At 43.0% G+C, this 26,091-nt stretch carries 20 protein-coding genes and 1 tRNA gene; 12 read left to right on the top strand and 9 right to left on the bottom strand.

Annotated features, from left to right (window positions below; all coding sequences use genetic code 11):
* Positions 1-53 precede the first annotated feature (53 nt).
* Positions 54-1,319: a type IX secretion system plug protein gene (locus ABWY16_RS01815; RefSeq protein WP_353902939.1), complete on the bottom strand. Its 1,266-nt coding sequence runs from the start codon at positions 1,317-1,319 to the stop codon at positions 54-56.
* Positions 1,319-3,238, bottom strand: coding sequence for an ABC-F family ATP-binding cassette domain-containing protein (locus tag ABWY16_RS01810; RefSeq protein WP_353902938.1), 1,920 nt, complete (start codon positions 3,236-3,238; stop codon positions 1,319-1,321). Before ABWY16_RS01810 ends, ABWY16_RS01815 begins: the two co-directional genes overlap by 1 nt.
* 102 nt (positions 3,239-3,340) lie before the next feature.
* Between ABWY16_RS01810 and ABWY16_RS01805 the strand changes: the two genes are divergently transcribed.
* Positions 3,341-4,372, top strand: a complete 1,032-nt coding sequence (locus tag ABWY16_RS01805; RefSeq protein WP_353902937.1) for a quinone-dependent dihydroorotate dehydrogenase — start codon at positions 3,341-3,343, stop codon at positions 4,370-4,372.
* A gap of 69 nt (positions 4,373-4,441) precedes the next feature.
* Here the strand turns inward: ABWY16_RS01805 and ABWY16_RS01800 are convergent, their stop codons facing one another.
* The 3 genes from ABWY16_RS01800 to ABWY16_RS01790 form a co-directional block, all read right to left on the bottom strand.
* A complete protein-coding gene (locus tag ABWY16_RS01800; RefSeq protein WP_090555001.1) occupies positions 4,442-4,624 on the bottom strand; it encodes a spore protein in 183 nt (60 codons plus the stop codon).
* Between the two features lie 36 nt (positions 4,625-4,660).
* Positions 4,661-4,734, bottom strand: a tRNA-Cys gene (locus tag ABWY16_RS01795).
* A gap of 48 nt (positions 4,735-4,782) precedes the next feature.
* Positions 4,783-5,532 carry a TrmH family RNA methyltransferase gene (locus ABWY16_RS01790; protein ID WP_353902936.1) on the bottom strand — a complete coding sequence of 250 codons (750 nt, stop codon included), beginning with the start codon at positions 5,530-5,532 and terminating at the stop codon, positions 4,783-4,785.
* Here ABWY16_RS01790 and tamL point away from each other — a divergent pair.
* The gene (gene tamL / locus ABWY16_RS01785) at positions 5,523-7,892 is read left to right on the top strand and encodes a translocation and assembly module lipoprotein TamL (protein ID WP_502930980.1); all 2,370 of its coding nucleotides are present in this window, start codon (positions 5,523-5,525) and stop codon (positions 7,890-7,892) included. The genes ABWY16_RS01790 and tamL overlap by 10 nt on opposite strands.
* Here tamL and ABWY16_RS01780 read toward each other — a convergent pair.
* Genes ABWY16_RS01780 through ABWY16_RS01770 form a run of 3 tightly spaced genes read right to left on the bottom strand, consistent with a single transcriptional unit; the run spans position 7,889 to position 11,284 of the window.
* Positions 7,889-8,419, bottom strand: coding sequence for a hypothetical protein (locus ABWY16_RS01780; protein WP_353902934.1), 531 nt, complete (start codon positions 8,417-8,419; stop codon positions 7,889-7,891). The genes tamL and ABWY16_RS01780 overlap by 4 nt on opposite strands.
* A 25-nt stretch (positions 8,420-8,444) precedes the next feature.
* Positions 8,445-10,766 (bottom strand): patatin-like phospholipase family protein, encoded by a 2,322-nt coding sequence (locus tag ABWY16_RS01775; protein WP_353902933.1) that lies wholly within the window; start codon positions 10,764-10,766, stop codon positions 8,445-8,447.
* A 23-nt stretch (positions 10,767-10,789) separates the two neighbouring features.
* Complete coding sequence (locus ABWY16_RS01770; RefSeq protein WP_353902932.1) at positions 10,790-11,284, bottom strand: TspO/MBR family protein; 495 nt, start codon at positions 11,282-11,284, stop codon at positions 10,790-10,792.
* Positions 11,285-11,378: 94 nt separating this feature from the next.
* On the opposite strand from ABWY16_RS01770, the gene ABWY16_RS01765 reads away from it, so the two are divergent.
* Positions 11,379-11,927: an acyl-CoA thioesterase gene (locus tag ABWY16_RS01765; RefSeq protein WP_353902931.1), complete on the top strand. Its 549-nt coding sequence runs from the start codon at positions 11,379-11,381 to the stop codon at positions 11,925-11,927.
* Between the two features lie 3 nt (positions 11,928-11,930).
* Here ABWY16_RS01765 and ABWY16_RS01760 read toward each other — a convergent pair whose 3' ends face one another.
* Entirely contained in the window at positions 11,931-12,824 is an 894-nt protein-coding gene (locus ABWY16_RS01760; protein ID WP_353902930.1) for a LysR family transcriptional regulator, read from the bottom strand.
* Between the two features lie 254 nt (positions 12,825-13,078).
* Between ABWY16_RS01760 and ABWY16_RS01755 the strand changes: the two genes are divergently transcribed.
* The 9 genes from ABWY16_RS01755 to ABWY16_RS01715 all read left to right on the top strand — a co-directional run bounded on the left by ABWY16_RS01755 (position 13,079) and on the right by ABWY16_RS01715 (position 26,010).
* Positions 13,079-13,633, top strand: coding sequence for an RNA polymerase sigma factor (locus ABWY16_RS01755; RefSeq protein ID WP_353902929.1), 555 nt, complete (start codon positions 13,079-13,081; stop codon positions 13,631-13,633).
* Positions 13,634-13,686: 53 nt separating this feature from the next.
* Complete coding sequence (locus ABWY16_RS01750; RefSeq protein WP_353902928.1) at positions 13,687-14,871, top strand: FecR family protein; 1,185 nt, start codon at positions 13,687-13,689, stop codon at positions 14,869-14,871.
* 203 nt (positions 14,872-15,074) lie between these two features.
* Positions 15,075-18,305, top strand: coding sequence for a SusC/RagA family TonB-linked outer membrane protein (locus ABWY16_RS01745; protein WP_353902927.1), 3,231 nt, complete (start codon positions 15,075-15,077; stop codon positions 18,303-18,305).
* 9 nt (positions 18,306-18,314) lie between these two features.
* Positions 18,315-19,949 carry a RagB/SusD family nutrient uptake outer membrane protein gene (locus ABWY16_RS01740; protein ID WP_353902926.1) on the top strand — a complete coding sequence of 545 codons (1,635 nt, stop codon included), beginning with the start codon at positions 18,315-18,317 and terminating at the stop codon, positions 19,947-19,949.
* A gap of 54 nt (positions 19,950-20,003) precedes the next feature.
* Positions 20,004-22,001, top strand: coding sequence for a glycoside hydrolase family 127 protein (locus tag ABWY16_RS01735; protein WP_353902925.1), 1,998 nt, complete (start codon positions 20,004-20,006; stop codon positions 21,999-22,001).
* Positions 22,002-22,015: 14 nt separating this feature from the next.
* A complete protein-coding gene (locus tag ABWY16_RS01730) occupies positions 22,016-23,704 on the top strand; it encodes an SGNH/GDSL hydrolase family protein (protein WP_353902924.1) in 1,689 nt (562 codons plus the stop codon).
* Positions 23,701-24,090, top strand: a complete 390-nt coding sequence (locus ABWY16_RS01725; protein WP_353902923.1) for an SxtJ family membrane protein — start codon at positions 23,701-23,703, stop codon at positions 24,088-24,090. The genes ABWY16_RS01730 and ABWY16_RS01725 overlap by 4 nt, the downstream gene beginning before the upstream one ends.
* A 59-nt stretch (positions 24,091-24,149) precedes the next feature.
* The gene (locus ABWY16_RS01720; protein ID WP_353902922.1) at positions 24,150-24,299 is read left to right on the top strand and encodes a DUF5989 family protein; all 150 of its coding nucleotides are present in this window, start codon (positions 24,150-24,152) and stop codon (positions 24,297-24,299) included.
* Positions 24,300-24,303: 4 nt separating this feature from the next.
* Positions 24,304-26,010: a carbamoyltransferase family protein gene (locus ABWY16_RS01715; protein WP_353902921.1), complete on the top strand. Its 1,707-nt coding sequence runs from the start codon at positions 24,304-24,306 to the stop codon at positions 26,008-26,010.
* Positions 26,011-26,091: the final 81 nt, after the last annotated feature.

Below are 26,091 nucleotides of genomic sequence, written 5' to 3'. Positions count from 1 at the left end.
GTTATCTTGCTCAACCTTTACAGAAATAAGCTAAATCAAAGATGTAATTTAGCTTATTTCTGTACTGTGCTGACAAGGTTGTACCCAATCAGTTCATCCCAGCGGCTGCCGGGTTTGCGGTAGTAAACAAAAGCCTGATAATCGTTTTCAGTTTCAAAAAAAGAACCTTCAAAAGTTGTATTATCGGCTTTGCTATTGGTATTGTCCTTCCATACGTACTGATAATCGTAAACGCCCTGCTTCAGGTAAAGGCTGGTCAGGAATTTCTTCTTTGCAGGATCAAATCTCAGTTTATTCTCCTCGCTCAAAGTGTAATTGTTAAACCTGCCCACAACATAGATACTTCCGTTTTCAGAAGGCGTTTTTGCGTTTAGCGTAAAGAGGACGTGCTGATAATCGCTGTCAGTATCATTGTCGATATTATCCTGGTTACGTACAAAGAAAGCCCCGTTGTCATCGTTGATCTGTGTGTATTTAGGAGTGTTGCCATTCAAATCCTGGAACAGGATGACATTATTGATGCTGTCAGTAGAGATTTCCTGCACATGTTCGCCTTTAAAACGAATGCTGCGGGAGTCAAATTTCCTGAACTCATTGCTTCCGGGGAAGTCATTACTGCCCAGATCGTTGTAAATTACGGAGCCGGGTTTCACAAATGTAGGCTTTGTATTCAGGTTCGCCGTCAGCGGGTTGCCATTCTGCATCAATACCATTTTCAAATCCTGATAGGGATTCTGGATAGTCATGGTATAGGTAACAGTCACATTCAGTTTCTGATTACTGAAACGCAAAGAGACCTCGTTGCTCGGTATGACCTGTGTATTGATGTTCACCAATTTATCAGCAATGAAAAAACGCTGTGAACATACAGGCTTTCTCTGATCGCCATCTTCATAAACTTTGAGCAGGTAATTTCCTGATAGTTTTGGCTTGATCTGATCGTTGGGTAAACTTAGGGTGTAGTGCGTGAACTTCTGCAGGGTTTTGGAAGAATAGGCATAATCAATGATCCTGTCCTCAGTAGTCCCTTGCAGGTAATCCAGGGCAGAAATGCCCGATGATTTCCAGTCGTAAGTGCAGTGCTCTACCGTATACCAGTAGTTTTTACTGCCGCCCCGCAGGTCGTCAAATGAAAAAAGCAATTGCTCCGAAGAGCCAAGGGTAATGACCGGGATGGATTGCTCTTTCTGAGAATTGTAACATTGTACGGTTTTGATCTGTGTATTATACACTTTATTGTCGTACACAAATTGCTGCTGCGCTGCGGCAATCTGTAGGATGAACAAACTTAAAAAAAGCAATACTCCCTGTTTAATCATTAGTTGCTTTCCAGTTCCATAATTTCAGCAGCCAGTTCTTCCCATTTGTTCTGGGCAGTATCCAGCAGCTGTTTTGCTGTCATATATTTTTTGTTCGCCTCTGCGAGCCTGGCCTGGTCACTGTAAACTTTTTCATCAGCCAGCTCAGCTTCAATAGTTTTAACATCCTTATCCAGTTCAACAGTTTCCAGTTCAATCTTCTGTAACTGATCGTTCAGTTTTTTCAGTTGCTGCTGACTGTTGGCTGTCACCGGTTTTGGTTCTGCTTTAGGCTTTACTTCTTTCTCTACAGGTTTTACAGGGATACTCTTTGCAACAGGCGGCACGCGTTTGCTGTTCCAGATTTCATACTCTGCATAAGTACCAGGATATTGTTTGATCTGTTCTTCTTCGATAAACCAGATTTTGTTGGCTACATTATCCAGGAAATACCTGTCGTGGGATACTGCTATAAAAGTTCCTTCAAACTGCTTTAAAGCCTGGATCAGGATATTTACCGACTGTATATCCAGGTGATTCGTAGGCTCATCAAGGATCAGGAAATTGGAGTCTGTTGTTAATGACTTCGCCAGTGCAACCCTTGATTTTTCTCCTCCTGAGAGTACCTTGATCTTCTTGAATACATCGTCTCCGCTAAACAGGAAACAGCCCAGGATACCACGTAATTCTGTATCTGTATGTTTAGGTGCAAATGCCTGCAGCTCTTCCAGGATGGTATTGCCCAGGTGCAGTGATTCCAGCTGATGCTGGGCAAAAAAAGTAGTGGTTACATTATGACCTGTCTCGCAGGTTCCGTCAAATTTCTCTACGCCGGCAACCATCCTTAGCAGGGTTGATTTTCCTTTACCGTTGGCACCAATCAGGGCAATTTTGTCGCCTTTCTCAATGACCGCTTCAGCGTTCTCGAGGATATCTATATTCGGATATTTTTTTGTGGCATTCTCAATTCTGATTACGTGGCGGCCAGAAGGTTTAGTAAACTTGAAGCTGAAATTTACTGTAGGGTTGTCGTCATCCACATCCTCAACGCGTTCCATTTTGTCCAGTGCCTTCATGCGTGACTGTGCCATTTTAGCTTTACTCGCTTTGGCTTTGAAACGCTCGATCAGTTTTTCTTCCTGCTTGATCTTGGCCTGCTGGTTTTTAAACTCACCTTTCTGGATCTCACCGCGAAGTGATTTTTCTTCCAGGTAGAAGGTATAGTTACCTGCATAAGTGGTCAGTTTTCCCTTGCGGGATTCTACTGTACGGTTCACAATCTTGTCCAGGAAGTACCTGTCATGGGATACAATCACAATGGCGCCTTCGAATCCTGCCAGGTAAGTTTCCAGCCATTTGATGGAAGGTAAATCCATGTGGTTGGTAGGCTCATCCAGTAACAGGATGTCAGGTGTCTGCAAAAGAATTTTTGCCAGCATTACACGCATTCTCCATCCTCCGGAGAAGGTATTTAGCGGGCGGTGCTGATCCGCGGTACTGAAACCCAGACCAGCAAGGATTTCGTTTGCTTTATACTCGATGTTATAACCGTCCAAAGCTTCAAACTCCTGCTGCTTATCGCTCAGTTTGTTTAATACTTCTTCAGAATAATCAGTTTCTATCTTTTTTAAGAGCTCTTCAATTTCATCGTGTATCTGGTTCTGGCGCTCAAAAGCTTCCATGGCAACATGCAAAATCGTATGGTGGGATTCGTAGGAAAGTAAATCCTGGTTCAGGTAGCCGATTTTCAGGTCCTTTGACATAGAAATACTTCCTGAGGAAGGCGCGTATTCTCCGACAATTATTTTTAGTAAAGTGGATTTTCCCGTTCCATTTGCGCCAATAAGGCCAATTCTTTCTCCTGGTTTAATGTGCCAGTTTGCTTCGTCATATAAAGCTCTGGAACCTATGAGGAATGTTAAGTCGTTTATCGAAATCATGTTAGGTGCAAAAATACAATTTTTAGGCGCATTTCGTTTGATATTCAAGCGCATCTCTGCTGAATTACTACGTTTTTATTACATATTCTTTATCTTCGTGGCATGTATCGCCTTATTAAACCTATATTTTTTCAGTTTGATCCTGAGAAAGTTCACCATTTCGTAGTAAAAAGACTGCAATGGTTTCATGAACATTTCCCGATGGGAAAGACCATCTTACGCAGCAGTTTTGATATCCATGTCAAAGGACTGGAACGCGAGGTGTTTGGGGTAAAGTTTAAAAATCCTGTAGGCCTTGCGGCTGGGTTTGATAAAAATGGAGAATATGTAGAGGCGCTGAGTGACCTGGGCTTTGGCTTTATCGAAGTGGGAACTGTAACACCGCTTCCGCAGCCCGGCAATGACCTGCCACGGATGTTCAGGTTGCCGGATGATTCAGCACTGATCAACAGGATGGGTTTCAATAACAAAGGTGTGGATACACTGGCTGAAAGGCTAAGAACATTGAAAGCAAAAGACAAGACGATCGTAGTAGGCGGAAATATCGGCAAGAATAAAAATACGCCTAACGAAGATGCGGTCAGTGATTATGTAAAGTGTTTCGACCGCTTGTTTGATGTAGTAGATTATTTCGTAGTCAATGTAAGTTCTCCAAATACTCCCGGCTTAAGGGCTTTGCAGGAGAAGGGTCCTCTGACGCTGCTTTTAAAGACGCTGCAGGAGCGTAATCATAAAAACGGTATATCCAGGCCTATTCTTTTAAAAATTGCACCAGATCTTACTAATGAGCAGCTGGATGATATAGTTGACATCGTAAAGGAGACGGGGATTGCAGGAGTTATCGCCACAAATACCACTATCGACAGAAGCGGTTTATATACGGCTCCTGAGCTTTCTGCAGAAAATGGCGGGTTAAGCGGAAAACCACTTACTAAACGCTCAACAGAAGTTATCCGTTACTTATCAGAAAAGTCAGACAAGGCATTTCCTATCATCGGGGTGGGAGGAATACATTCTCCTCAGGATGCAAAAGATAAACTTGAAGCAGGTGCTTCGCTGGTTCAGCTATATACCGGCTTTATCTATGAGGGGCCGGGTATTGTAAAGCGGATCTGTAAAGAGCTGGTAAAGTAGAATTTCGACTCCAAGAAAAAAGCCCTTCAGGATGTCCTGAAAGGCTTTTTTATTTTTAACAAAAAGAACTTAAGCTCTTAAAGCTGCAGAAAGTTGATCTAACAACAGGTTGTTTTTAGCTAACTGATCTTTTTTAGACTGTTTTGAACGGCTGCCTAATTCGATGTTTGTAGCTAGTTTCAACGTTTTAACTTCTAAACGTGAAGTTACGTGGTTTTGTCTGTCTTTTCTTTTTAATCTGGTAACTGCCATGGTCTTAACCTTTAGTTTTTTTAATTTATATAAATCTGGAGGTCGAGAGCGGATTCGAACCGCTGTACGAGGTTTTGCAGACCTCTGCCTAGCCACTCGGCCACTCGACCTGTTGAAATTCAGGCTGCAAAAATAGCAATTAATACTTAAGATGCAATTTATTTATTCATATTTCTGCTAATATCGGCGCAAAATATTGCTGCCGATACCGCAACATTCAATGATTCAGCCTGTCCCACTCTCGGAATAGTTACCGGGCGGCTGATCAAATCGATAATCTCCGGACTAATGCCCTGTCCTTCGTTGCCAAGGATCACCAAGCCTTCAATGCCCCATTGTGTCTCATACAGGCTGCTGCCGTTGAGCATTGCCCCAAATACCGGGATGTCAATATCCTTTAGCAACTCAGGCAGACTATGGTAGCTCACATTAACCCTGCAGAGGGAACCCATCGTTGCCTGTACTGTTTTGGGATTGTAAACTTCTACCGTATTGGGGGAACAGATGACATGTTTCAATCCAAACCAGTCGGCCGTTCTGATAATTGTGCCCAGATTGCCCGGATCCTGCACCCCGTCAAGCACAAGCGAGAAATTATTTCTGAGTGTAGCCTTATCAATCGCAGAGGTTTCAGGAATATTAACCAGCGCAAGAATGCCTTGGGGGGCCTGTAATGTACTTATCTTCTCCAGTTCGGCACTCGTTACTTCAAATAACTTTATATTTGCTGGTAATTTGGGTAGTAAAGATTGATATTGTGGCAGAAAATATACACTATGGATCTGATAGTCCGAAGGAATAAACTCTGCAATTGATTTTATTCCCTCGATAATAAATATCCCAAGCTCTTTACGGTACTTTTTTTGATGTAATGATTTTATAAACCCTATCTGAGACTTTGAAAGCATATCCTATTTATAAAAATAAATTCCAGTTTCCCGCAATATTACTATTTATTATTCTTTTTATATGTGCCTGCTCCTCTACAAAGTTGATTGAAGACAACCAGTCGATCGTAAAGAAGGTAGAAATAGACAGTATTCCCGGCAAGTATAAAGAGGAGGCACTGAACTACATTCAGAAGGATATTCGGCCTGCATCCAAGCTGGGTATCAATGTAGGTCTGTACAATTTTTTCTATACGGTTTTCAAAATCAAGTCAGTAGGTAAACCTGCACCTTTGCTGGACAGCACGCTTGTAGAGATCTCCAGGAACCAGATCGAGAAATACCTGATCAGCAAAGGTTACTTCATGGCTAAAGTGAAATCAGATATCCGCATCAAAAAACAGCGCGCGCAGGTAGAGTTTAAAGCCAATACCGGTCCTGCCTTCAAAATAGCAAAAGTAGCTTACTCAATACCCGATTCTGCTGTTCGCCAGGTATATATGAATGGGAAATCGAAGTTTACGCATCTGCATGAGAACATGCAGTATGACGATGATTCTCTATCCTATGAGCGCGAACAGATCTATCAGGTAATGAAGGAAAACGGATATTATGATTTTTCCCGTCCCTATGTCAGGTTTACAGTAGATTCTGCACTGCGTAACAGCACAACTCATGTTGTCCTTTATATCGATGATCCGGATTCTACTAAACACAAACAGTATAAAATAGGAGAAACAAATATTGTAATTGCCCCTACAACAGAAGGTTTTCCGGATTCAATTAAATTGAATGAACGCATTTTTAGAGGGATCAGGTATACCGATTTGTCAAAGCGTTTCAGAAGGAACCCTGTGGTGAGGTATGACTTTATCAAAATGGGCGAAACCTATGATATTTCGAAGGAAAACCTGACCTATGACAGGCTCTATGAACTGAATGTGTTTAAAAACGTAAAGATTGAGTATGTAAAGGCTAAGGATAGTGCAATACTGCAGCCGGTTATTCAGCTTACTCCGCAAAAACGAATGAGCAACAGGGTGGAGGGAGAGGTTCCTTTCAATGCCGGAACCGTAGGTTTTACACTCAGTAATACTTACGTTAATAACAATATTTTCAGGGGAGCCGAGCGTTTTGAGTTCCAGATCAAAGGCGGATTGCAGTCGCGCATAGGCCAGGGTTCTCTGTTTAACGATATTTACCAGCGCGATTTCTCGCTGAGTGCCAGTCTGGCCGTACCGCGCCTGATGGTTCCCTTTGATATCCCTATGATGGGCAAGAACGGAATGCCTTATACGATTTTTTCCACCAGTTATGTGTATTCCCTTCAAAAAGACCTTTTTGTACGCCGGGTATTCCTGAATTCACTCACTTATCAATGGGTAGAAACCAAATCGAAACTGCACTCATTTACCCCTCTGAATTTTGAATACCGTTTTGGTGGTTTACTGATCGATTCAAATACCGTACAAGGGCAGAATCTTTACAGGGATTACCGGTATAATATTACGCTGCTGGCAAGAAAAGACATCACCCTGGGCATGAAATATGCCTATACCCTAAACGCCAATAAACTCTTGCTGCCCGGAAACAGCTTTGTGTATTTCAGGGGGAATATAGATATTGCCGGTAACGGCCTTGCTGCGGCAAATAAACTGTTTGGCAGCAAACATAATCCTGAAGCCGGCGATTATGCAAGTGTGCTGGGGCTGCCCTACAACCAATATGTTCGACCCGAAGTAGATTTGCGCTGGTATAAGAATATAAGTGCAACCAGGCAGTTCATCGCCAGGATAAACGGAGGGGTAGGTTACGCCTATGGAAACTCTACAGCGATTCCTTTTGAAAAGCTGTTCTTTGCAGGTGGTGCAAGCGGCGTTAGGGCCTGGCAGGCAAGAACACTCGGGCCGGGTAATTACAACCGTGGCGACAGGTTAACTACCGAAGAGGCAAGAACAACCCTGTACGGGATAGACCAGCTGGGACAGATGCATATTGAGGCGAATCTTGAATACCGATGGAGACTGCTGGATAACTTTTTCGGCTCCAAGTTAAACGGTGCAGCTTTTCTGGATGCAGGTAACGTATGGAACATCTCCTCCGGAAATTCACAGCCCGAAACCTACTTTGATTTCAAGAACCTTGGCAACCAGATTGGGGTAGGCACAGGAATGGGATTGCGGTATGACCTGCAGTATTTTGTCTTCCGTTTTGATGTCGGGCTTAAACTCCGTGACCCGCAGTTCGCTCCGGCAGATCAGTGGGTAATTTCAAAAATGTTCAGCGGTACCAAAGAATTCAAGGATAACTACCTGGAAAGAAACAGTCCGGACGGTTACCATTTCTTCCAGTACAATTTTGGTATTGGCCTGCCTTTCTAAAAGGCACGTTTCAAACTGTCAAAGATAGATTCAAAGAAAGTAGAAAGCTGCAAGCCGTTGCTGTGGTTAAAATAGATATAGACCAGCAAAATAATCACCACAATGATAATCAGTTTCCTGAAAGCAAAAGCCAGAAAGATCAGCAGCAGTGGGAATAGAACAAGCCATAGACTATTGATCGTAAATGGGTTTAAGCTGCCGTCTTTTTTATAAATATACAGTAACTTGCTGTGCGTTCCGGAGTCGTTCTGGTGCTTGATGTAAACAAAAGACGATTTGTCCAGCTGCATCGGAAGGATAGCCACTCCATCATTGAATTTCAGGGGCTGCGTAAATCCGCTTACCGTAAATGTATACAGCCCGTTAATAGTTTCTACGGGCTGCTCCAGGGAATCTGCAGCAATAATGGCCAGTTTGCTGTTTTTCAGCAGGCTTTCCTTTACAATAAAATTATTGATATCTGATTTTTGGGCAAAAGCTGATACTGAGATCAGAGAGAGTAACAAACAGTAGAAGATCGTTTTCATTTTTTATCCTGGTGATTTATTTTTGTTATTCTATAGATCGCTTATTGTAGATCAGGTAGCCCAAATGTAACAAAATGCCGTTTCTTTTTATCGGATCATCATACAAATTATAGCTTAAGCTAACCGGACCTACGGGAGTATGGTAAACAAGCCCGGTTGTCCCTGCGTAATGTACCCGGTTAAAGGTGGGGGAGTTTTTTACCTCCTGGAATCCCATCTGCGTAATTTCCTGGTAAGGAAGGAACACAAAACCCTCTATCCTGAAATCCACATTTCTTCTCAACCGGTAAACATTTTTTAAGCCTCCTGCCAGGTAAGTTGATGCCCTGAACTTTTCAAGAAAGAGCGACCGGCTGTCCTGCAGGGGGTAAAAGGCAGGGCTTGCCAGCAAAGTTGCATAGTAATTAGAGAACAATGGCTGACTCGATATCACGCCCTCAGCAACATATCCAAGTGTATAGTTTCCTTTATGGAAGAAATAATTCTCATCGCTGATCTTCAGGCTCATCCACTGTCTGAATTTCCGGATGACGGTGATATCCGGAACTGCCGTAGGAATATTCCTCGAAATATTGCCCGGTGTATAGTTTTCCTTGCCGGTAAAGTAGTTGATGGCAAAGAGGAAGTTTCTGCCACGGTCGGCATATTGTTTACGGTTAAATGTGTTCTGCTCAAAGGCCAGGCCGGATCTCAGTCCGTTGAAAATCGTCTGGTCAAGGATATCTCCCGTATTGAAACTGTTGGTCGGACTATAATTATCGTCATTATTGATAAATGAAGTACTCAGTGTGATCCTTGTATTCCGGTTAAGCGGTATTCCTCCCTTAATCTCAACTTTCCTGTCAGACTGTTCAATATAAGTTGGATGTGGATTTTCTATAAAGATCTTACTTGTATTGTAATAGTTGAAGTGGTTATAGGTAAACTCTGCTGCCAGGAAGAAGGGAAGGCGCGAAGGGTAATCAATCCTTGCGTTCAGCTGTGCGGATTCATAAAAACGGCCTGAATAGAACTCTGTGCCAAAAGTATATGCCTTGCGGTCGAGGTAATTGTACTGCAGCCCGAGGAAAACAGTACTGATGGGCCTGGTTGAAATGTTACCGCCAAGGTCAAGTTTAAAACTGTGTTTTGGCTGAGCTACAATTTCGAAGGTATAGCTGTCCGAGGCAGGATGATAAGATATCTTGGGGTAAATCGTTTCAAAGGTTTCATCCGCAACCAGCTTATAATATCCCTGACGGATATCAGCCAGGTCGAATGTAGCTTTATCGCGCTTGAAAAGCCGCTGTATGTAACGTTTCTGCTGACTGTTTACGCCGGTGACTACCACTTCATTGAATTTGAGCTGCGGCTTTTTATTGTTGAAAGCGTTTCTTTTGAGGGCAAGATCTTTTGGGTCCGTTCTTCTGCGTACCGCCTGCAATAGCCTTGGCATGTCTGCCATCGTTGCGTCGTAACCCTTTTTGATCAGCTCCGCCACCGGATAGAAATTGCTTGCGCTATAATCCTGTACATTGGGCTGGATATAAATTCCGTTTTTGCCTATCAGGGTAGAATCTGATTTCGCGAGGAACATGAACATCATAATCCGGTTCATTAGGCGTTCGTCACCGGTTTTAGGGTATTCATTAAAGTTCTTGGCGGATACGTTTACCCCTATGATGTAATCGGGTCTAAACTCTTTCTGCATGATATCAGCAGGAAAATTATTGTATAATCCCCCGTCAAAAACATATTTATTATCCAGTTTAATGGGTCTGTAAATCAGAGGAACAGTCATTGTTGCCCGTACAGCTTCGGCCAGGCTTCCACTTTTTACCGTGATACTTGTTTGTGAGAAAACGTCAGATACCATACAGCGGTAGGGAACGAACAGGTTATCAAAATTATCTTTAGCTATGGCAGAGGCTTGCGACAGCAGTTCTATCAATGCAAAATTCAAAGGTATATCATTCACCAGGTTGTTCCTGATGCTCATTCTAAGTGCGGTATCTACCTGTATTTTTGCAGTGATCAGCGATGCATTGGAACTGCTCTTCTGAAAATAGTAGCTGTAATCACTTTTATACCTCCCGTTAACCCAATCCTGAAACTCAGTGGTGAGAGCAATCTTTTCGATCTGTGCAGGCGAATATCCCGCAGCATACAGCGCGCCCACGATGCCGCCCATGGAAGTGCCTGTAATATAATCTATGGGGATGTGGTTCTCTTCTAAAGCCTTCAAAGTGCCGATATGTGAAAGGCCTTTTGCGCCTCCTCCACTCAGCACAAGGCCAACCTTCTGGCCATTAGCGTGAAATGTCCAAAAACAAAGGATAAATAATAAGCGTATTCTTGAAGAGACCACCTTCCTAAATTACAGGTTTTCTTTCAGACCTGATTCAAAATAAAAATATTATAATTGAGGATGCTGGCGAAACTTACCCACAGAAAATAGGGAATAAACAGTAATCCGGCGGTTCTGTCGATTTTATAAAAAACGATTCCATTGATAACGATTACTGCCAGCAATGCAAATATTTCTATGAGCGCGGCCCCTATCAAATGGTTGTAAAAGAATAAGAATGACCAGGCAAGATTGAGGATTAGCTGGATGAAATATATAGCTGCGGTTCTTGGGAAATGTACAACCTGTGTTCTTTTAATCCAGACAAGATAAGCCGCTATGCCAATGATGACAAATAAAGTTGACCATACGGGTCCGAAAAGCCAGTCTGGCGGATTAAAAGATGGCTTTGCTATACCCGGGTACCATGTTTTTACCGATCTGATGGTAATCAGGCCGCCCAATGCGCCAAAGATCATTGGAATGAGGATACTGATCAGAAAAGGAATAGCCTGAAAACGCTTTTGGGGAGCAGACATGTGTGAGGATTTGCCAGTTTTCGTCAATAATCATGCCCTTCAGATTTGTCTGTCCTGCAAAAAAAACTAAATTGCAGGCCTAATTCCATTATCAATGCAAGACTTCAAAGCTGTTGGAGATTCCCAGATTACGCTTACTGAGCTCATGATCCCTTCTTATTCAAATTTTGGCGGCAAGATCCATGGGGGCATCATTCTAAGTTTAATGGATAAAGTGGCCTATGTTTGCGCAGCCAAACATTCTGATGGCTACTGCATTACTGCTTCCATTGATGTGGTGAACTTTCTTGCCCCGGTAGAAGTGGGGGAGCTGGTGTCTTTAATGGCCTCGGTGAATTACGTGGGAAATACCTCGATGATCATTGGCATCAGGGTTATCTCAGAGAACCTGAAAACGCATGTGGTGAAACATACCAATACCAGTTATTTCACAATGGTGGCTATTGGTGATGATAACAAGCCTAAACAGGTTCCCGGACTGACACTGCGCAGTCAGGATGACATCAGGCGTTTTTCGCAGGCAATGGACAGGAAAGAGTTAAAAAGCACCTATAAAAGGGAGGAAGCGCTTTTGAAAAAGGTATATGACAGGGATAGCTTTCTGGAGGTTTTGCAGAATGAACGCTGCCAGATTTCTTTGTAATTCTTACATCACTTTTCTGATCAGCTCTTTAATCGCCTGCGTCTCCTCAGTATACAAGTTCTTTTTACGTGTGGCAAAGTATAATGTGTTTTCCAGAAGCGGACTGCCTTCCCAGATCACTTTCACCTGTTCATCTTCAATTTCTTTCTTGCCAAGGTGGTTAGGGATTACTGCCAGTCCATTGCTGCCACTTAAGCAGCGAACGATAGAGTTGATATTGGGAACGATGTAGTTTGGCCTGAAATCAGGATATTTATTGAAGTTCAGCTGCCAGAACCTTCGCAGGTGTTCCATATCCCCGGTGGTACCATACCATTTGTGCTGATTGAGCCAGTCCAGGATTTTGTTTTTGTCGCCTTTTTCCAGCAATTCATTAAACTCATCCTGGTTTACATGGATGCCGCCAAGTAAAACTATCCTTTCAGAAGAAAATGGCTCATGTTCTATGTTGGTAGTTGTCCCGGTTTGCGGTGTAATAATCAGGTCCAGGATTCCCTTATCCAGGTTCTCCAACATTTCCGGGTATTCTCCAAACTGTATGATCAGGTTAAAGGGCAGTGATGAAACATAAGGTTCAAGCGTCATCTGGAAAGTCTCGAAACACATACCCACACTGATAGTAGGCGTATGTTTTTCTGTGCTGCGCTGAAAGTTCTTTTCAGCATCTTCCAGTTTTGCCAGTGCCTCGATGATAAAATTGTAAAATACTTTCCCTTTCTCTGTGGGCACCATCTTCCTGCCGGTGCGGTCGAACAGTTTATAGCCTATATAACTTTCCAGGGAACTCAGGTGCAGGCTCACTCCCGGCTGCGAAATGAAGAGCGACTGTGCTGCCCCGGTGAGGGTCCCTGTTTTATAAATCGCCTTGAAAGTTCTGTACCACTCTAAATTTACCATAATGCATCTGATCAGCCTATCAGTGTGCTGATAGAAGTTGCAAAAATAAGTATTTAAATAATGACCCTGAAGCCTTAATTCCATTTGGAAGGAAGCAAAACAAGGGCAGTTCATTGCTGAATAATTAATGATGAAATAATAATCGTCTTTTTGACGCTAAATAGTTTTTTTATTAAAAATCTGTTGGTACATTAGTATACCAATTATAAACAACTACCTGGGTGTAGTGGTAAGCTTATACTTATTCATGATGTATGGACAATCCCTTGGATGATACACATTTATTGATCAGAATTGCAGAGGGCGACCGTGTAAGTTTCAATGAACTTTACCGGAGGCATATGCATAATGTTTACAGCTACATCCACTTGATCTGCAAATCAAGGGAAACTACAGAGGAGGTTGTCCAGGACCTATTTCTGAAAATCTGGCTTAACCGCAAGAACCTGGAGCATATCCGGCATTTTAAACCTTATCTCTACCGCTCTGCCAGAAATTTATTGCTGGACAGGGTACGGAAATCCCAGGTCGAGGTTAAAGCAAAAGAATTGGTGCTGCGCACTGATATGGAGCATACCGAGAGTTCGGATAGCAACATCATCTGTAATCAATACAAACAGTTCACCATAGAAGCAATCAGCAGGCTGCCTGAAAAACGCAAGCGTATAGTTGAACTCAGAACACAGGAAGATCTGTCTTTGGACGAAATTGCTGCGCAGCTCAGTATTTCCAAGTCTGTAGTAAAGAAACAGCTTTATAGTGGAATGAATTTCGTTCGTGATTATATCCACAAGCTTGATCACTCCTAGTTTATTTTTTCTTCGGGGGGTTCTTTTTCATTTTTGATTCGTCTTTCTCCGGTATGGACGAAAAATCACTAAACGCATTTCTTGAAAGGTTCGCTTCAAACCAGGCTTCTGCCGTGGAACACCAGGAATTTGTGGATTGGCTGAATTCGCTGCCGGATGAGGAAGCAAAGGAGGTTTTGGACCGCTGCGGTTATTTTTTTGAACAGCAAACTGATTTTTTTGTCCCGCAATATGAAAACCTTATCGGAGTTATCGAAGGGAAGCTGGACGAAGGTGACCAGCACCAGTACAAAAAGATCAGCACACCGGGCCACCGCATGGTTTATTGGAGTGCCGCTGCCGTGGCCCTGATATGCGGTCTGCTGTTCCTGTATTTTAATTCTTCCAGGCAGATACAAAAGGGACACCAAAACATCATCGCTTTAAGACATACCAAAATTTTACCAGGAGGCAATAAGGCAGTGTTGACACTCGCAAATGGCAAAAAGATTATCCTTTCAGATGCCGCGGACGGTCAGCTGGTGCAGCAGCAGGATTTTACGGTGCATAAAGTTAAAGAAGGAGAACTGGTCTACAGCAATAAGAAAGCAGAGTCAAATGATACGGAGATGCAATACAATGTTCTTGCTACCCCCAGAGGCGGTCAGTATAAAATAATGCTGCCTGACGGAACGAAAGTATGGCTGAATGCTGCCAGCACTTTGAAGTTTCCTGTTGTATTTAAAGGAAGGGAACGGCGTATAGAATTAGCTGGTGAAGCATATTTTGAAGTGGCTAAAAACAAATCCATGCCATTCATAGTCAGCGTTAACCATACTGAGGTCAAAGTTCTGGGCACCCATTTCAATATCATGGGATACACCGATGAACCGGCAACCCGTACAACCTTATTAGAGGGTTCTGTAAGAATCAGCATTGATGCTGATAGCAGAGACATGGTGCCCGGACAGCAGGCTGTAGTTGAAAAGCAAATTAAAATACGGCCGGTAGATACGTCTCAGGTGGTAGGCTGGAAAAATGGAAATTTCACCTTTGACCATGAGAAGATCGGAGTAGTGATGAAAAAGATCTCCCGCTGGTATGATGTTGATATTCAATATCAGGGGAATATTACCGAAGAAGAGTTTGTAGGCATCATCCCACGCTCAAAAGAGCTGACAGATGTACTGCATAAACTGGAACTGACAGGTTTAGTAAGATTTAAAATAAGGGAAAGGAGTGTGATAGTCATGAATTAAAAAACTACTCATGGTGCGCTTAATTCATAAAACACAAAGGCCAGAGTGCTGCGAACACCCTGACCAATTTGTTTGGATGGCAACCGATATCATTAAGCTAATAATAACAACCAAATATAAAATCCAAACCTTACAAAGATATGAACTTTTATACGCTAACCGGGTATAGGTTTCCTGCCTGTATTCATAAATATCTGCTGGTTATGAAACTTACGTTTGTTTTACTGATCACTGTTTTGCTGCAGGTTTCCCTGGCAAGCAGTGGCCAGAACATAACCATGTCTGTTAAAAATGCACCTGTAGAAAAAATTTTCAAAGAAATTGAACACCAGACGGGTTATCAGTTTCTGTATACAGAGCAAATGCTGACGAATACCAGGCCGGTTGACCTAAAACTAAACCATGCTTCTATAAAGGAGGCTCTTGAACTTTGTCTGAAAGACCAACCGATCACTTACCAGGTGGATGAAAGAAATGTAATTATTCAGCGAAAAAGCTCCGCGGGTATGATTATCAATGAAAAACAGGATATCACTATCAGCGGAACGGTCACTGATGATGAAAACAGGCCCATGCCAGGCGTAAGCGTTTTAATCAAGGGGAGCAGAACTGGCACGCAGACCGACCCAAATGGAAAGTATGTTATACGTGTTCCCGATGCCAATGCAGTGCTGGTTTTTTCTTCTATCGGTTATACCACCCAGGAAGTGCCTTTAAGCGGGAGAACACAAGTGAGTATCCAGCTCAAAGTTAATCTCAGATCCCTGGAAGATGTTGTGGTGATTGGTTACGGACAACAGCGCAAAGGCGATATTACAAGCTCTGTAGCAACTATTAAATCCGAGAATTTTGTAAAGGCTCCGGTGCTGGATGCCGGACAGCTGATCCAGGGTAAAGTTGCAGGATTGACGGTATCCGCACCCAGCGGTGACCCTACATCAGGTAGTCAGATCCAATTGAGAGGGAATACCACCCTCTTTGGTGCCAATGCCGATCCGCTGGTTTTGGTTGATGGAATTCCCAGTACGTTAAAAACAGTAGCCCCTGAAGATATTGAATCGATAGATGTATTGAAAGATGGCTCTGCTGCAGCTATTTACGGTGTTCGCGGAACAAATGGCGTCATTATCATCACAACTAAAAGAGCGAGCGGCAAATTTGCCAATACCGTAGAATACAGTGGCTCTGTAAGCACACAGTCTATTTACAGGTCGCCAAAGATGTTTACCGCTGATGATTACAGGGCACAGATTGCTGCAGGTACGCGTGACAAATCTTATGATTTGGGTTCTTCGGTAGACTGGTTAAAGGAGATCACCAATGAAACTCCGATCACCAACATCCACAACCTCACTTTTCGTGGTGGCAATAGTAAAACGAATTACCTCGCTTCGGTAAATTACCGTTCATTGAATGGGATCTTTAAAAAATCGGATAATACGACATTAACCGCCCGTGCAGATATCAATCATTACGTGTTTAATGATAAACTGAAGATTAACCTCGGAATTTTAAACCAGGAGAATAAATTTACACAATCCACCGATGGCGGAAGTTTTACGGGTTATGTCTATCGTCAGGCGCTGATCCGTAATCCAACTTCGCCCCTGCGCGGAGAAGACGGTTATTATTTTGAAGAACCCAATAACTTTGAGTATGATAATCCCGTAGCGCGATTATATGAAAGCGATGGCCGCAATCAAAATACACTTCAGAGATTGAGTACCCAAATTACTTATACACCAATCAAAGACTTAAAATTTAACGCACTGGGCTCTTACACCCGCTATAATGAGAATAGCGGATATTCCGAAACAAAACACAATATCTCGACTATACGGAATAATCTCAACGGCTATGCCAGTATCGGAAGCAGGCAGAGTATTGATCGCCTGATGGAATTTACAGCCCAATATGATAAAAAGTTTGGTGATCACCGCATGTCTTTATTAGGCGGATATAGTTACCAGGAAAATGAGACTTTGATTTTTTATGAACGTAACTATGATTTTCCCACAGATATTTTCAGTTATTACAATATCGGACAGGGACGGGCAGCCGGCCGGGGCCTGGGAACATTGTACAGCAATTACTCCACCACTAACCTGATCAGTTATTTTAGCCGTTTAACCTATAACTATAAAGACAGGTACCTGTTGCTTGCAAGTATAAGAAGAGAGGGAGCCAGCCAGTTCTATGGTGCAAAATCTCCCTATGGTAATTTCCCAGCTGTACAGGTAGGCTGGAGGCTGACGCAGGAAAGCTTTATGCAGGGCCAGAAGTTTTTCGATGATATCAAGTTCAGGGCTGGCTATGGTGTAACCGGAAATCAACCGCTTAATGGGTTTGGTGCAGTTGCTCTGCTGAACTATAATGATTATGTTCTTTCCAATGGCCAATGGATACAGGCCTTGGGGCCATCACAGAATCCTAACCCCGACCTGAGATGGGAAGAGAAACATGAAACAGATGTAGGGGTGGATTTCAGCATGATGAAAGGAATGGTCACAGGTACAGTAGATCTGTACGACCGTAAGATCAAGGGCCTTTTATATGATTATCAGGTGCCAAGCCCACCAAACTTGTATAACACTACCCGCGCCAACGTAGGTACTATGCAAAATAAAGGAATTGAGGTACTGATTAATATTACACCTGTCCGTAAGAAGGATTTTGAATGGACTACCAGTTTTAACTTCTCTACCAACGCAAATAAACTGGTGAGTTTGTCCAATGATCTTTATCAGGCTACAAGTGATTATTTTACAACAGGCAACACCGGCTCTCCAATTACCACTTTTACCAATATCGTGCGGATTGGACAGAATATCGGTGATTTTTATGGTTTTAAAGTAGTTGGTGTATCATCTGACGGGAAATGGATTTATGAGGGTAAAAATGGAGAGCAAGTTCCATACGACCAGTTTAATCATTCCTTCGAAGACAAAAAGGTTTTGGGTAACGGATTGCCAAAATACTATGCAGGATGGAACAATAACATCAGGTATAAAGATTTCGACCTTGCAGTTACTATGCGTGGGGCTTTTGGGTATCAGGTGCTCAACTTTCAGCGCATGTATTATGAAAATACCAGTGTACAGAATTACAACCGCTTAAAATCTGCCTACGATCCTGTTTTCGGCACAGCTGTACTGAACAGGAATATGCCTTTGGAATTTAACAGTTATTATGTGGAAAACGGCGATTTCTGGAAGGTGGATAATATCACCCTGGGTTATACATTTAATCACTTGAAATCCAAGTTTATCCATTCGCCACGGATCTATGCTTCATCACTCAATTCTTTTGTGATCACAGGATATAAAGGTATTGATCCTGAAGTTGACCGCAGCGGACTTGCACCTGGTAACGATAACCGTGACAAATATCCTACAGCAAGGACTTTTACCCTTGGTTTTTCTGCTAATTTTTAACCGAACAAGATGAAAACTAAATACATATTAAGTAACATTCTTTTAAGCAGTGCATTTCTTATCCTGCTTGCTTCCTGTACTAAACTAAAGGATGATAATTACAGTACCATTATTACAGATCAGTTCAAACCCACCAGTTCGGATGTGGATGCATTGGTTGGTGCAGGTTACACTTACTGGCGTCCCCTGATGCTCGGGAGAAGCAATAACTCAATTTTCAGAACAAGTGAGATTTCCAGTGATGAAGCGGTCCTTCCCGCACGTCCTAACGGTTGGGTAGACGGTGGAGGTTACCGCAGGGTCCATGAACATAAGTGGACATCCGATGAAGATAACTCTTATCAGATCTGGAACAATTCATTTGCGGGGATCACCACGTGTAACCGCATTATCTACCAGATCGAAAGCGGAAACATTCCGATTGCTACGGGCAAGGATGCTGCCTTAGCCGAAGTACGGGCTTTAAGGGCTTCCTATTATTACGCACTGTGTGACTTTTTCGGAAATGTGCCGATTGTAGAAAAGTTTGATCTTCCCGTCGGATTTCTTCCTGCCCAGAGCAGCCGGGCACAGGTATACGCTTTCATTGTAAAAGAACTCAAGGAAAGCCTCCCCAATCTGACCAAGGCAAATACTACGGCGACATACGGTCGCTTCAACTACTGGGCGGCAAGTGCACTTCTTGCTAAAGTATATCTTAATGCACAGGTATATACAGGAACTCCGGCATGGGCAGAATGTATTGCTGCCTGCAACGACATTATCAGCTCCGGTACTTTTATCCTGGAAGCGAACCAGAAAAGCGTGTTTTTAACAGAAAATGAAAATTCAAAAGAAATCATCTTTGCAATCCCTTTTGACGAGCAGTACACTCCTGACAATTTAAATGCTTTTACCCTCCACATGGAAACCCTGCAGCCAGAAAATCAGCAGACCTATAACTTTCAGAATTCGCCATGGGGCGGCATTTGTGCTACACCGCAATTTATTAACACATTCGATGCCGATGACAGCCGTTTAAAAGATGATTTTGTACAGGGACAGCAATTTACTTCGGCCGGAACGGCAATTCTCTGCACGTTTGGTGCCAACAATGGTCAGCCCCTGAAATACGTGAACGAGGTACCGGGGGTAGATTCTTCCGAAGAAGTGCATGGCTACCGTTTAGGAAAGTTTGAATACAAAAAGGGAGCATTGGTTGGTTTAAGCAACGATTTTCCCTTGTTGAGATATGCAGATGTGCTGATGATGAAAGCGGAAGCACTACTAAGGACCGGGGATGCCGGGGGTGCCGCTGCTCTGGTCACTCAGGTTCGGCAAAGATCATTCAGTAGCAATCCCGCTAAAGCTACAGTTACAGGGGCGCAGCTTTCCGCTGGAAGTTCTTATAATTATGGATTGCGAAACCACCTGAGAAGTACGGTAGAAGGAGGAACAGATGTTCAGTACGGGCGTTTCCTTGATGAACTTGGCTGGGAATTCACTACTGAGGGCCGCAGGCGACAGGATATGATCCGCTTTGGTATTTACACGAAAAAATCATGGTTTTCCCATTCGCCTAATGGGGATTACAGGACTTTGTTGCCGATACCAAGGAACGAACTGGCTAAAAATGCCAATCTGAAACAGAATGCCGGATACTAATGAAACAACTTAAAGATGTATAGATATCAAGATATTTATTTCATAAATTTAGAGATGAAGAAAAAAGCGATTTTAGTAATGCTGGGCTTAGCCTTCAGTGGCTTAACATATGCGCAGCAGAAGGACTACCCGATTCAGCCGCTGTCATTTACAAAGGTAAAGCTGGATGATACTTTCTGGTCGCCCCGCATAGAAACAAACCGCACAGTAACTATTCCGGCGTCATTTGCCCGCTGCGAAAATACAGGCAGGATCAAAAATTTTGAAATGGCGGCGGCAAAAAAAGGCAAGTTCTGTACGGTATTTCCTTTTGATGATACTGATATATACAAAACTATTGAGGGGGCATCCTATTCACTGGCAATGCATCCCGATGCGAAACTCGATGCATACGTTGATTCGCTGATTACAAAGGTGAAAGCTGCGCAGGAGCCCGATGGTTACCTGTATACGGCCCGTACGATTGATCCCCTGCATCCTCACCCCTGGTCAGGCCCGGAAAGATGGGTTCAGGAGAACAATATGAGCCATGAACTTTATAACTCAGGACATTTGTTTGAAGCTGCCGCAGCGCATTACCAGGCTACCGGAAAACGCAACTTTCTTGATATTGCTCTGTTTAACGCTGATCTGCTTGTGCAGACTTTTGGTCCCGGCAAAAGACACGTAGCGCCGGGACACGAAATTGTAGAGATGGGGCTTGTGCGGCTGTACCGCATCACCGGAAAACAGGATTACCTGCAACTGGCGAAATTCTTTATTGACGAACGCGGCAAAAGAACCTATGACAAAAACAGTAAAGATGTATGGAAAAATGGCAGTTATTTTCAGGATAATGAGCCTGTAACGGATCAGGATGAAGCGGAAGGCCACGCCGTCCGTGCTATGTATTTGTACAGTGGCATGGCTGATGTAGCGGCGCTCACTGGCGATAAAGCCTATATCGAAGCTATTGACCGGATCTGGAACAATATGATTGGAAAAAAAATCTATGTCCAGGGAGGAATTGGTGCAGTGCCAAATGGTGAGCGTTTTGGCGAAGATTACGATCTGCCAAATGCAACTGCCTATAATGAGACCTGTGCAGCTATTGGAAACGTTTTCTGGAACCAGCGAATGTTCTTACTGCATGGGGATGCTAAATATGCCGACGTGATGGAAAAGGTGCTCTATAATGGCCTGATCTCGGGAGTGGGGCTTGATGGAAAGTCTTTCTTTTATACCAATGCGTTACAGGTAACAAAAGGATTTACGCACAAAGCACTGGAAGCAGGACGTTCGGGATGGTTTGAATGCTCTTGCTGCCCAACTAATATTGCACGCTTCCTGCCTTCGTTGCCGGGATATATTTATGCGCAGCGCAATAAAGACACGTATATCAATTTGTATATCAGCGGAAGTGCGGAACTCCAGATTGCAGGTCAGCCTGTGACTATTGATCAGCAAAACAATTATCCCTGGAACGGCTTGTTAACCTTCCATATCATGCCTAAAAGCGAACAGGACTTTACTTTGCGTTTCCGTCTTCCGGGCTGGACCAGAAACCAGGCCATTCCTTCAGATTTGTACAGCTTTAGTAATCAGAATAACAGGCCGGTTATCATTAAGATCAACGGTGAAGCTGTAAAATATACTACTGATGCGGGTTATGCGGTAATCTCGCGCACATGGAAACCAAACGACATGGTACAGATGGATCTTCCAATGCAAGTGCGTCAGGTAGTGGCCAGTAAAAATATTAAAGATGATATCGGAAAGTCTGCCTTACAAAGAGGCCCGCTGGTTTATTGCGCGGAATGGAAAGACAATGACGGCAGGGTAAGCAATTTGATACTGCCACCGAAAACGGTATTTAAAACTCAGTTTGAACCAGATCTGTTAGGCGGGGTAAATGTGTTAAAAAGTAAAATCCTGACAGCCATACCTTATTATGGATGGGCAAACCGTGGTGAGGGTGAAATGACCGTCTGGTTTCCTTCGTCCAAATTGTATCTGTCCAAACCCGCTCCAGCTAAAATGCCAGCCGAAAAACAGAACAAAGAAGTTGACTAATTAATCAAAAGGTTTTGAATAAAAGAAGGTTAGCCTGGTTTAAGGTGTTCGCTCTGCTGGTGCCCGTAGTTTTGTTATGCCTGTCCGAATTACTGCTCAGGTTATGTAACTATGGGTACACTACAGCACTTTTTGTAAAGGACCCCGATGATAAGACCTGTCTGGTGATGAACCCTGAAGCTTCTGCGAAATTTTTCTCCGATCCTGTCAACTCAACAAGGGGTAATCATGAGCGGTTCAAAACTGTTAAAGCTCATGGTACTTTTAGAATCTTTGTTTTGGGGGAATCTACTACCTCGGGGTATCCTTACATGCATAATGGTTCGTTTCACCGCTGGTTACAGTACAGACTGATGCATACCCTTCCAAATCTTAATTTTGAAGTGATCAATGTATCACTTACTGCAGTTAATTCCTGGACCGTTTTGGATTTCGGCAAGCAGGTTATTCATTATCAGCCCGATGCGGTACTGATATATGCCGGTCACAATGAATACTATGGTGCCCTGGGAATAGGTTCAACCAGCCGTATTGCAGGCAATCATTTCTGGATTAACACAATATTGGAGCTGCGGCAATTCAGGCTGGTGCAATTGATAGAAAATGGAATCCGCTTTGTTCAGCAGCCTTTCAAAAATCATAAAGCCGATACTCGTGATAATCTGATGAAAAGAATGGCCCTCAGCCAGCAAATAGCTTATGGATCTGCTGATTATCAAAAGGGAATTGAACAATTTGAACTGAATATGGATGAGTTGTGTCAGAAGATGTCGGCAGCGCATATTCCTGTTTTTTTAAGTACACTGGTCAGCAATGAAAAAGACTTAAAGCCCTTTATCAGTAATGCTGACAAACTTTCTGCTGATAAGTATTATCAAAGGGCTAATTTATCCTTTTCCAAAGGTGATTTTAGATCGGCCAAAGCCTTGTATGTAAAGGCTGCTGAATTTGATCTTCTCCGCTTCAGGGCACCACAGGCAATGAATGCGGCCATCAGAAAGATAGCTTCGCGCTATCCTGGTATTTATTTAACCGACAGCAGGAAATTATTCGAACAATATTCCCCACACGGCATTTTGGGTAAGGAAATGTTACTGGAACATGTTCATCCCAATCTGATTGGGTATGCCCTTATGAGTGAGGCCTATTACCAGAAAATGAAGTCAAGCCATGTAATACACCCTGTTGCTGGTGCAGAGATTTCCTTTTCAACGCTGCTAAAGCAAATGCCTGTCACAAAAGTGGATTCCCTGTATGGGGCTTATCAGATCATGATGTTAAAAACGGGCTGGCCATTCAATGAACCTATCAGCTCTGACTTTAAGCGCGGCGCAGGGATAGCAGAAAAAATTGCCGGTGCACTCGCTGTAGACAGGATCAGCTGGACAGACGCCATGGATGAGCTGTTTAGATACAGTATGAAAATCAATGACAAAGCCACTGCGTTGAAAGCCGCTGAAGCGGTGGCACTGGAAAATCCCTATAATGCAACTTATGCTACTTATGCCGGCAGGCTGTCTTTTGATACAGGGAATTTCAAATATGCCTTATTATATTTAAAAAAAGCATATTGGCTGGAGCCTTCGAAAAGTAATCTGGAGAGTTTGTACCTGCTCTGCCTAAAGATTGACCAGCCAAAAGAAGCGTTGACTTATCTCAATAAACTCCGTGAATACAATACTGATAAACAACAGTACAGATGAAACAACATAATGGAACTACCAACCAGAAATTTGGCCTTGCATTGGGGGCGGTATGCTTAGGGATCGTTATATATTGGGCGTTCATAAAGCATCAGTTTATGCCAGTCTTGTTAGTTATTTCATTTATTATGATTTTTGCTGCCCTGTTTATGCCAGGGATGCTCACTCCTTTTAACCGGGGCTGGACTAAACTTTCGATAACTCTTGGAAAAGTCAATACCTGGATATTGTTAACGCTGGTCTATTGTTTAATTCTTACGCCCCTGAGTGTTGTTATAAAATTACTGGGTAAAGATCTCCTGAAATTAAAGGCGCAGAAAAAGGCGTCCACCTACTGGGAAAAAGCCACGCATGTTGAGGAGAGTTCTATGAAACGACAATTTTAAGGAAACAATAGATATTACTATAAAAGCATTTGCAGAATAATTTTGATTGATTTTTACTTATGGAACTGATCTTAGAATTTTTGATATTCCTGAAAAGCAGAAAGAAATACTGGCTCTGGCCTTTGTTTATCCTGCTGCTGATCCTGAGCCTCATCATTGTATTTGCCCAGGGATCGGTACTCGGGCCATTTATTTATTCTTTATTTTAACCAGATGTATATACTGGGAATCTCTGCTTTTTTCCACGACAGTGCCGCATGTTTGCTCAAATATGATGAGGTCATTGCGGCAGCACAGGAAGAACGGTTTACCCGGATTAAAAATGATGAGTCTTTTCCTGTGCAGGCTATAACCTGGTGCCTTGAGTTTGCAGGTATAAGATTATCAGAGGTTGACCATGTTGTATTTTATGAAAAACCTTTTTTGAAGTTTGAACGGCTGCTGGAAACTCATTTGGCTTTTGCTCCCCGCGGACTGAATGCTTTTCTGAAATCCCTGCCCGTTTGGTTAAAGGATAAATTGTTTATCAAAAGAAGTATCAATGACCAGCTGCATCAGATCGATCCTCTCTGGAAGAAGGACAATGCTATTTTATTTGCCGACCATCATCAGTCGCACGCAGCGTCGGCATTCTTTCCATCACCCTTTCACGATTCGGTAATCTTAACCGTTGACGGGGTAGGGGAGTGGAATACCACTACGGTTTGCAGGGGTACAGGTAATCACATAGAGCTATTGAGAGAGATCAGGTTTCCGCATTCACTCGGGTTGTTTTATGCCGCATTTACAGCCTATCTCGGGTTTAAGGTTAATTCTGATGAGTACAAAGTAATGGGATTGGCCGCTTATGGGGAACCGCGGTATACAGCGCTGATTTATCAGCATCTGATTGATGTGAAAGCTGACGGATCATTTTTGATGAACATGGATTACTTCAACTATTGCACAGGCCTGACGATGACCAGCAAAAAGTTTCACCGTTTGTTTAATGCAGATCCACGTAAGCCCGAAGAAAATATCAGTCAGTTTCATCAGGATATTGCATGTTCCGTCCAAAAAGTGACCGAGGAAATTATGCTGCTGCTCAGCAAAGACCTTTACCGGCAATATCCTTCAGACAATTTGTGCCTGGCCGGAGGAGTGGCCTTAAACTGTGTAATCAATACGGAGATTCTTCGTCACTCGGGCTTTAAGCAGATATGGATACAGCCCGCCGCCGGAGACGCAGGCGGAGCATTAGGAGCAGCATATGCGGTATATCACCAATATCTGGGTAATGCCAGAATTGTAACTGGTAAAGAGGACAAAATGAAAAACGCTTTGCTTGGGCCTTTATATACAGAAAAGGAGGTGAAACAGGCTTTAGATGATCAACATCTTTCCTGGATAAAGCCCGATAATCTTCACAATGAGGTGGCCCGATGTCTTGCAGCTGGTAAAGTAGTAGGATATTTCAACGGGCGCATGGAATTTGGCCCCCGGGCACTGGGATGCCGCAGCATACTGGCCGATCCAAGGAATCCAGAGATGCAGGCAATTCTCAACCAAAAGATCAAATTCCGGGAAACTTTCCGTCCGTTTGCACCGGCAATAATGGAGGAGTTTGTAAGTGACTATTTTACAGCTGCACGGAGAAGTCCCTACATGCTGTTTGTAAGTCAAACAAAAACTAACACCATGCCCGCGGTAACACATATTGACGGCTCCGCACGTTTACAAACCGTTAATGCGGTTGACCATCCTGATTTTTATAAGCTGATCCATGCCTTTTACCAACTTACAGGTTGCCCGCTTGTAGTCAATACATCCTTTAATGTAATGAATGAACCTGTTGTATGCTCCCCACAAGATGCAATAAGGTGTTTTAACCAAACGAATATGGATGTTTTGGCGATAGAGGGTATCCTTGTTTACAAATAAATGTATCAAGATATCTATGTATAATGATCAGCAATAAAAAAATATTCAAATAAAATATACTAATTTGGTAGACTATTACTA

It is taken from the genome of Pedobacter sp. (assembly GCF_040513095.1).
GTDB lineage: Bacteria > Bacteroidota > Bacteroidia > Sphingobacteriales > Sphingobacteriaceae > Pedobacter.
Note: the sequence above shows the minus strand (reverse complement) of the source record. Positions and strands in the feature narration are given on the sequence as shown.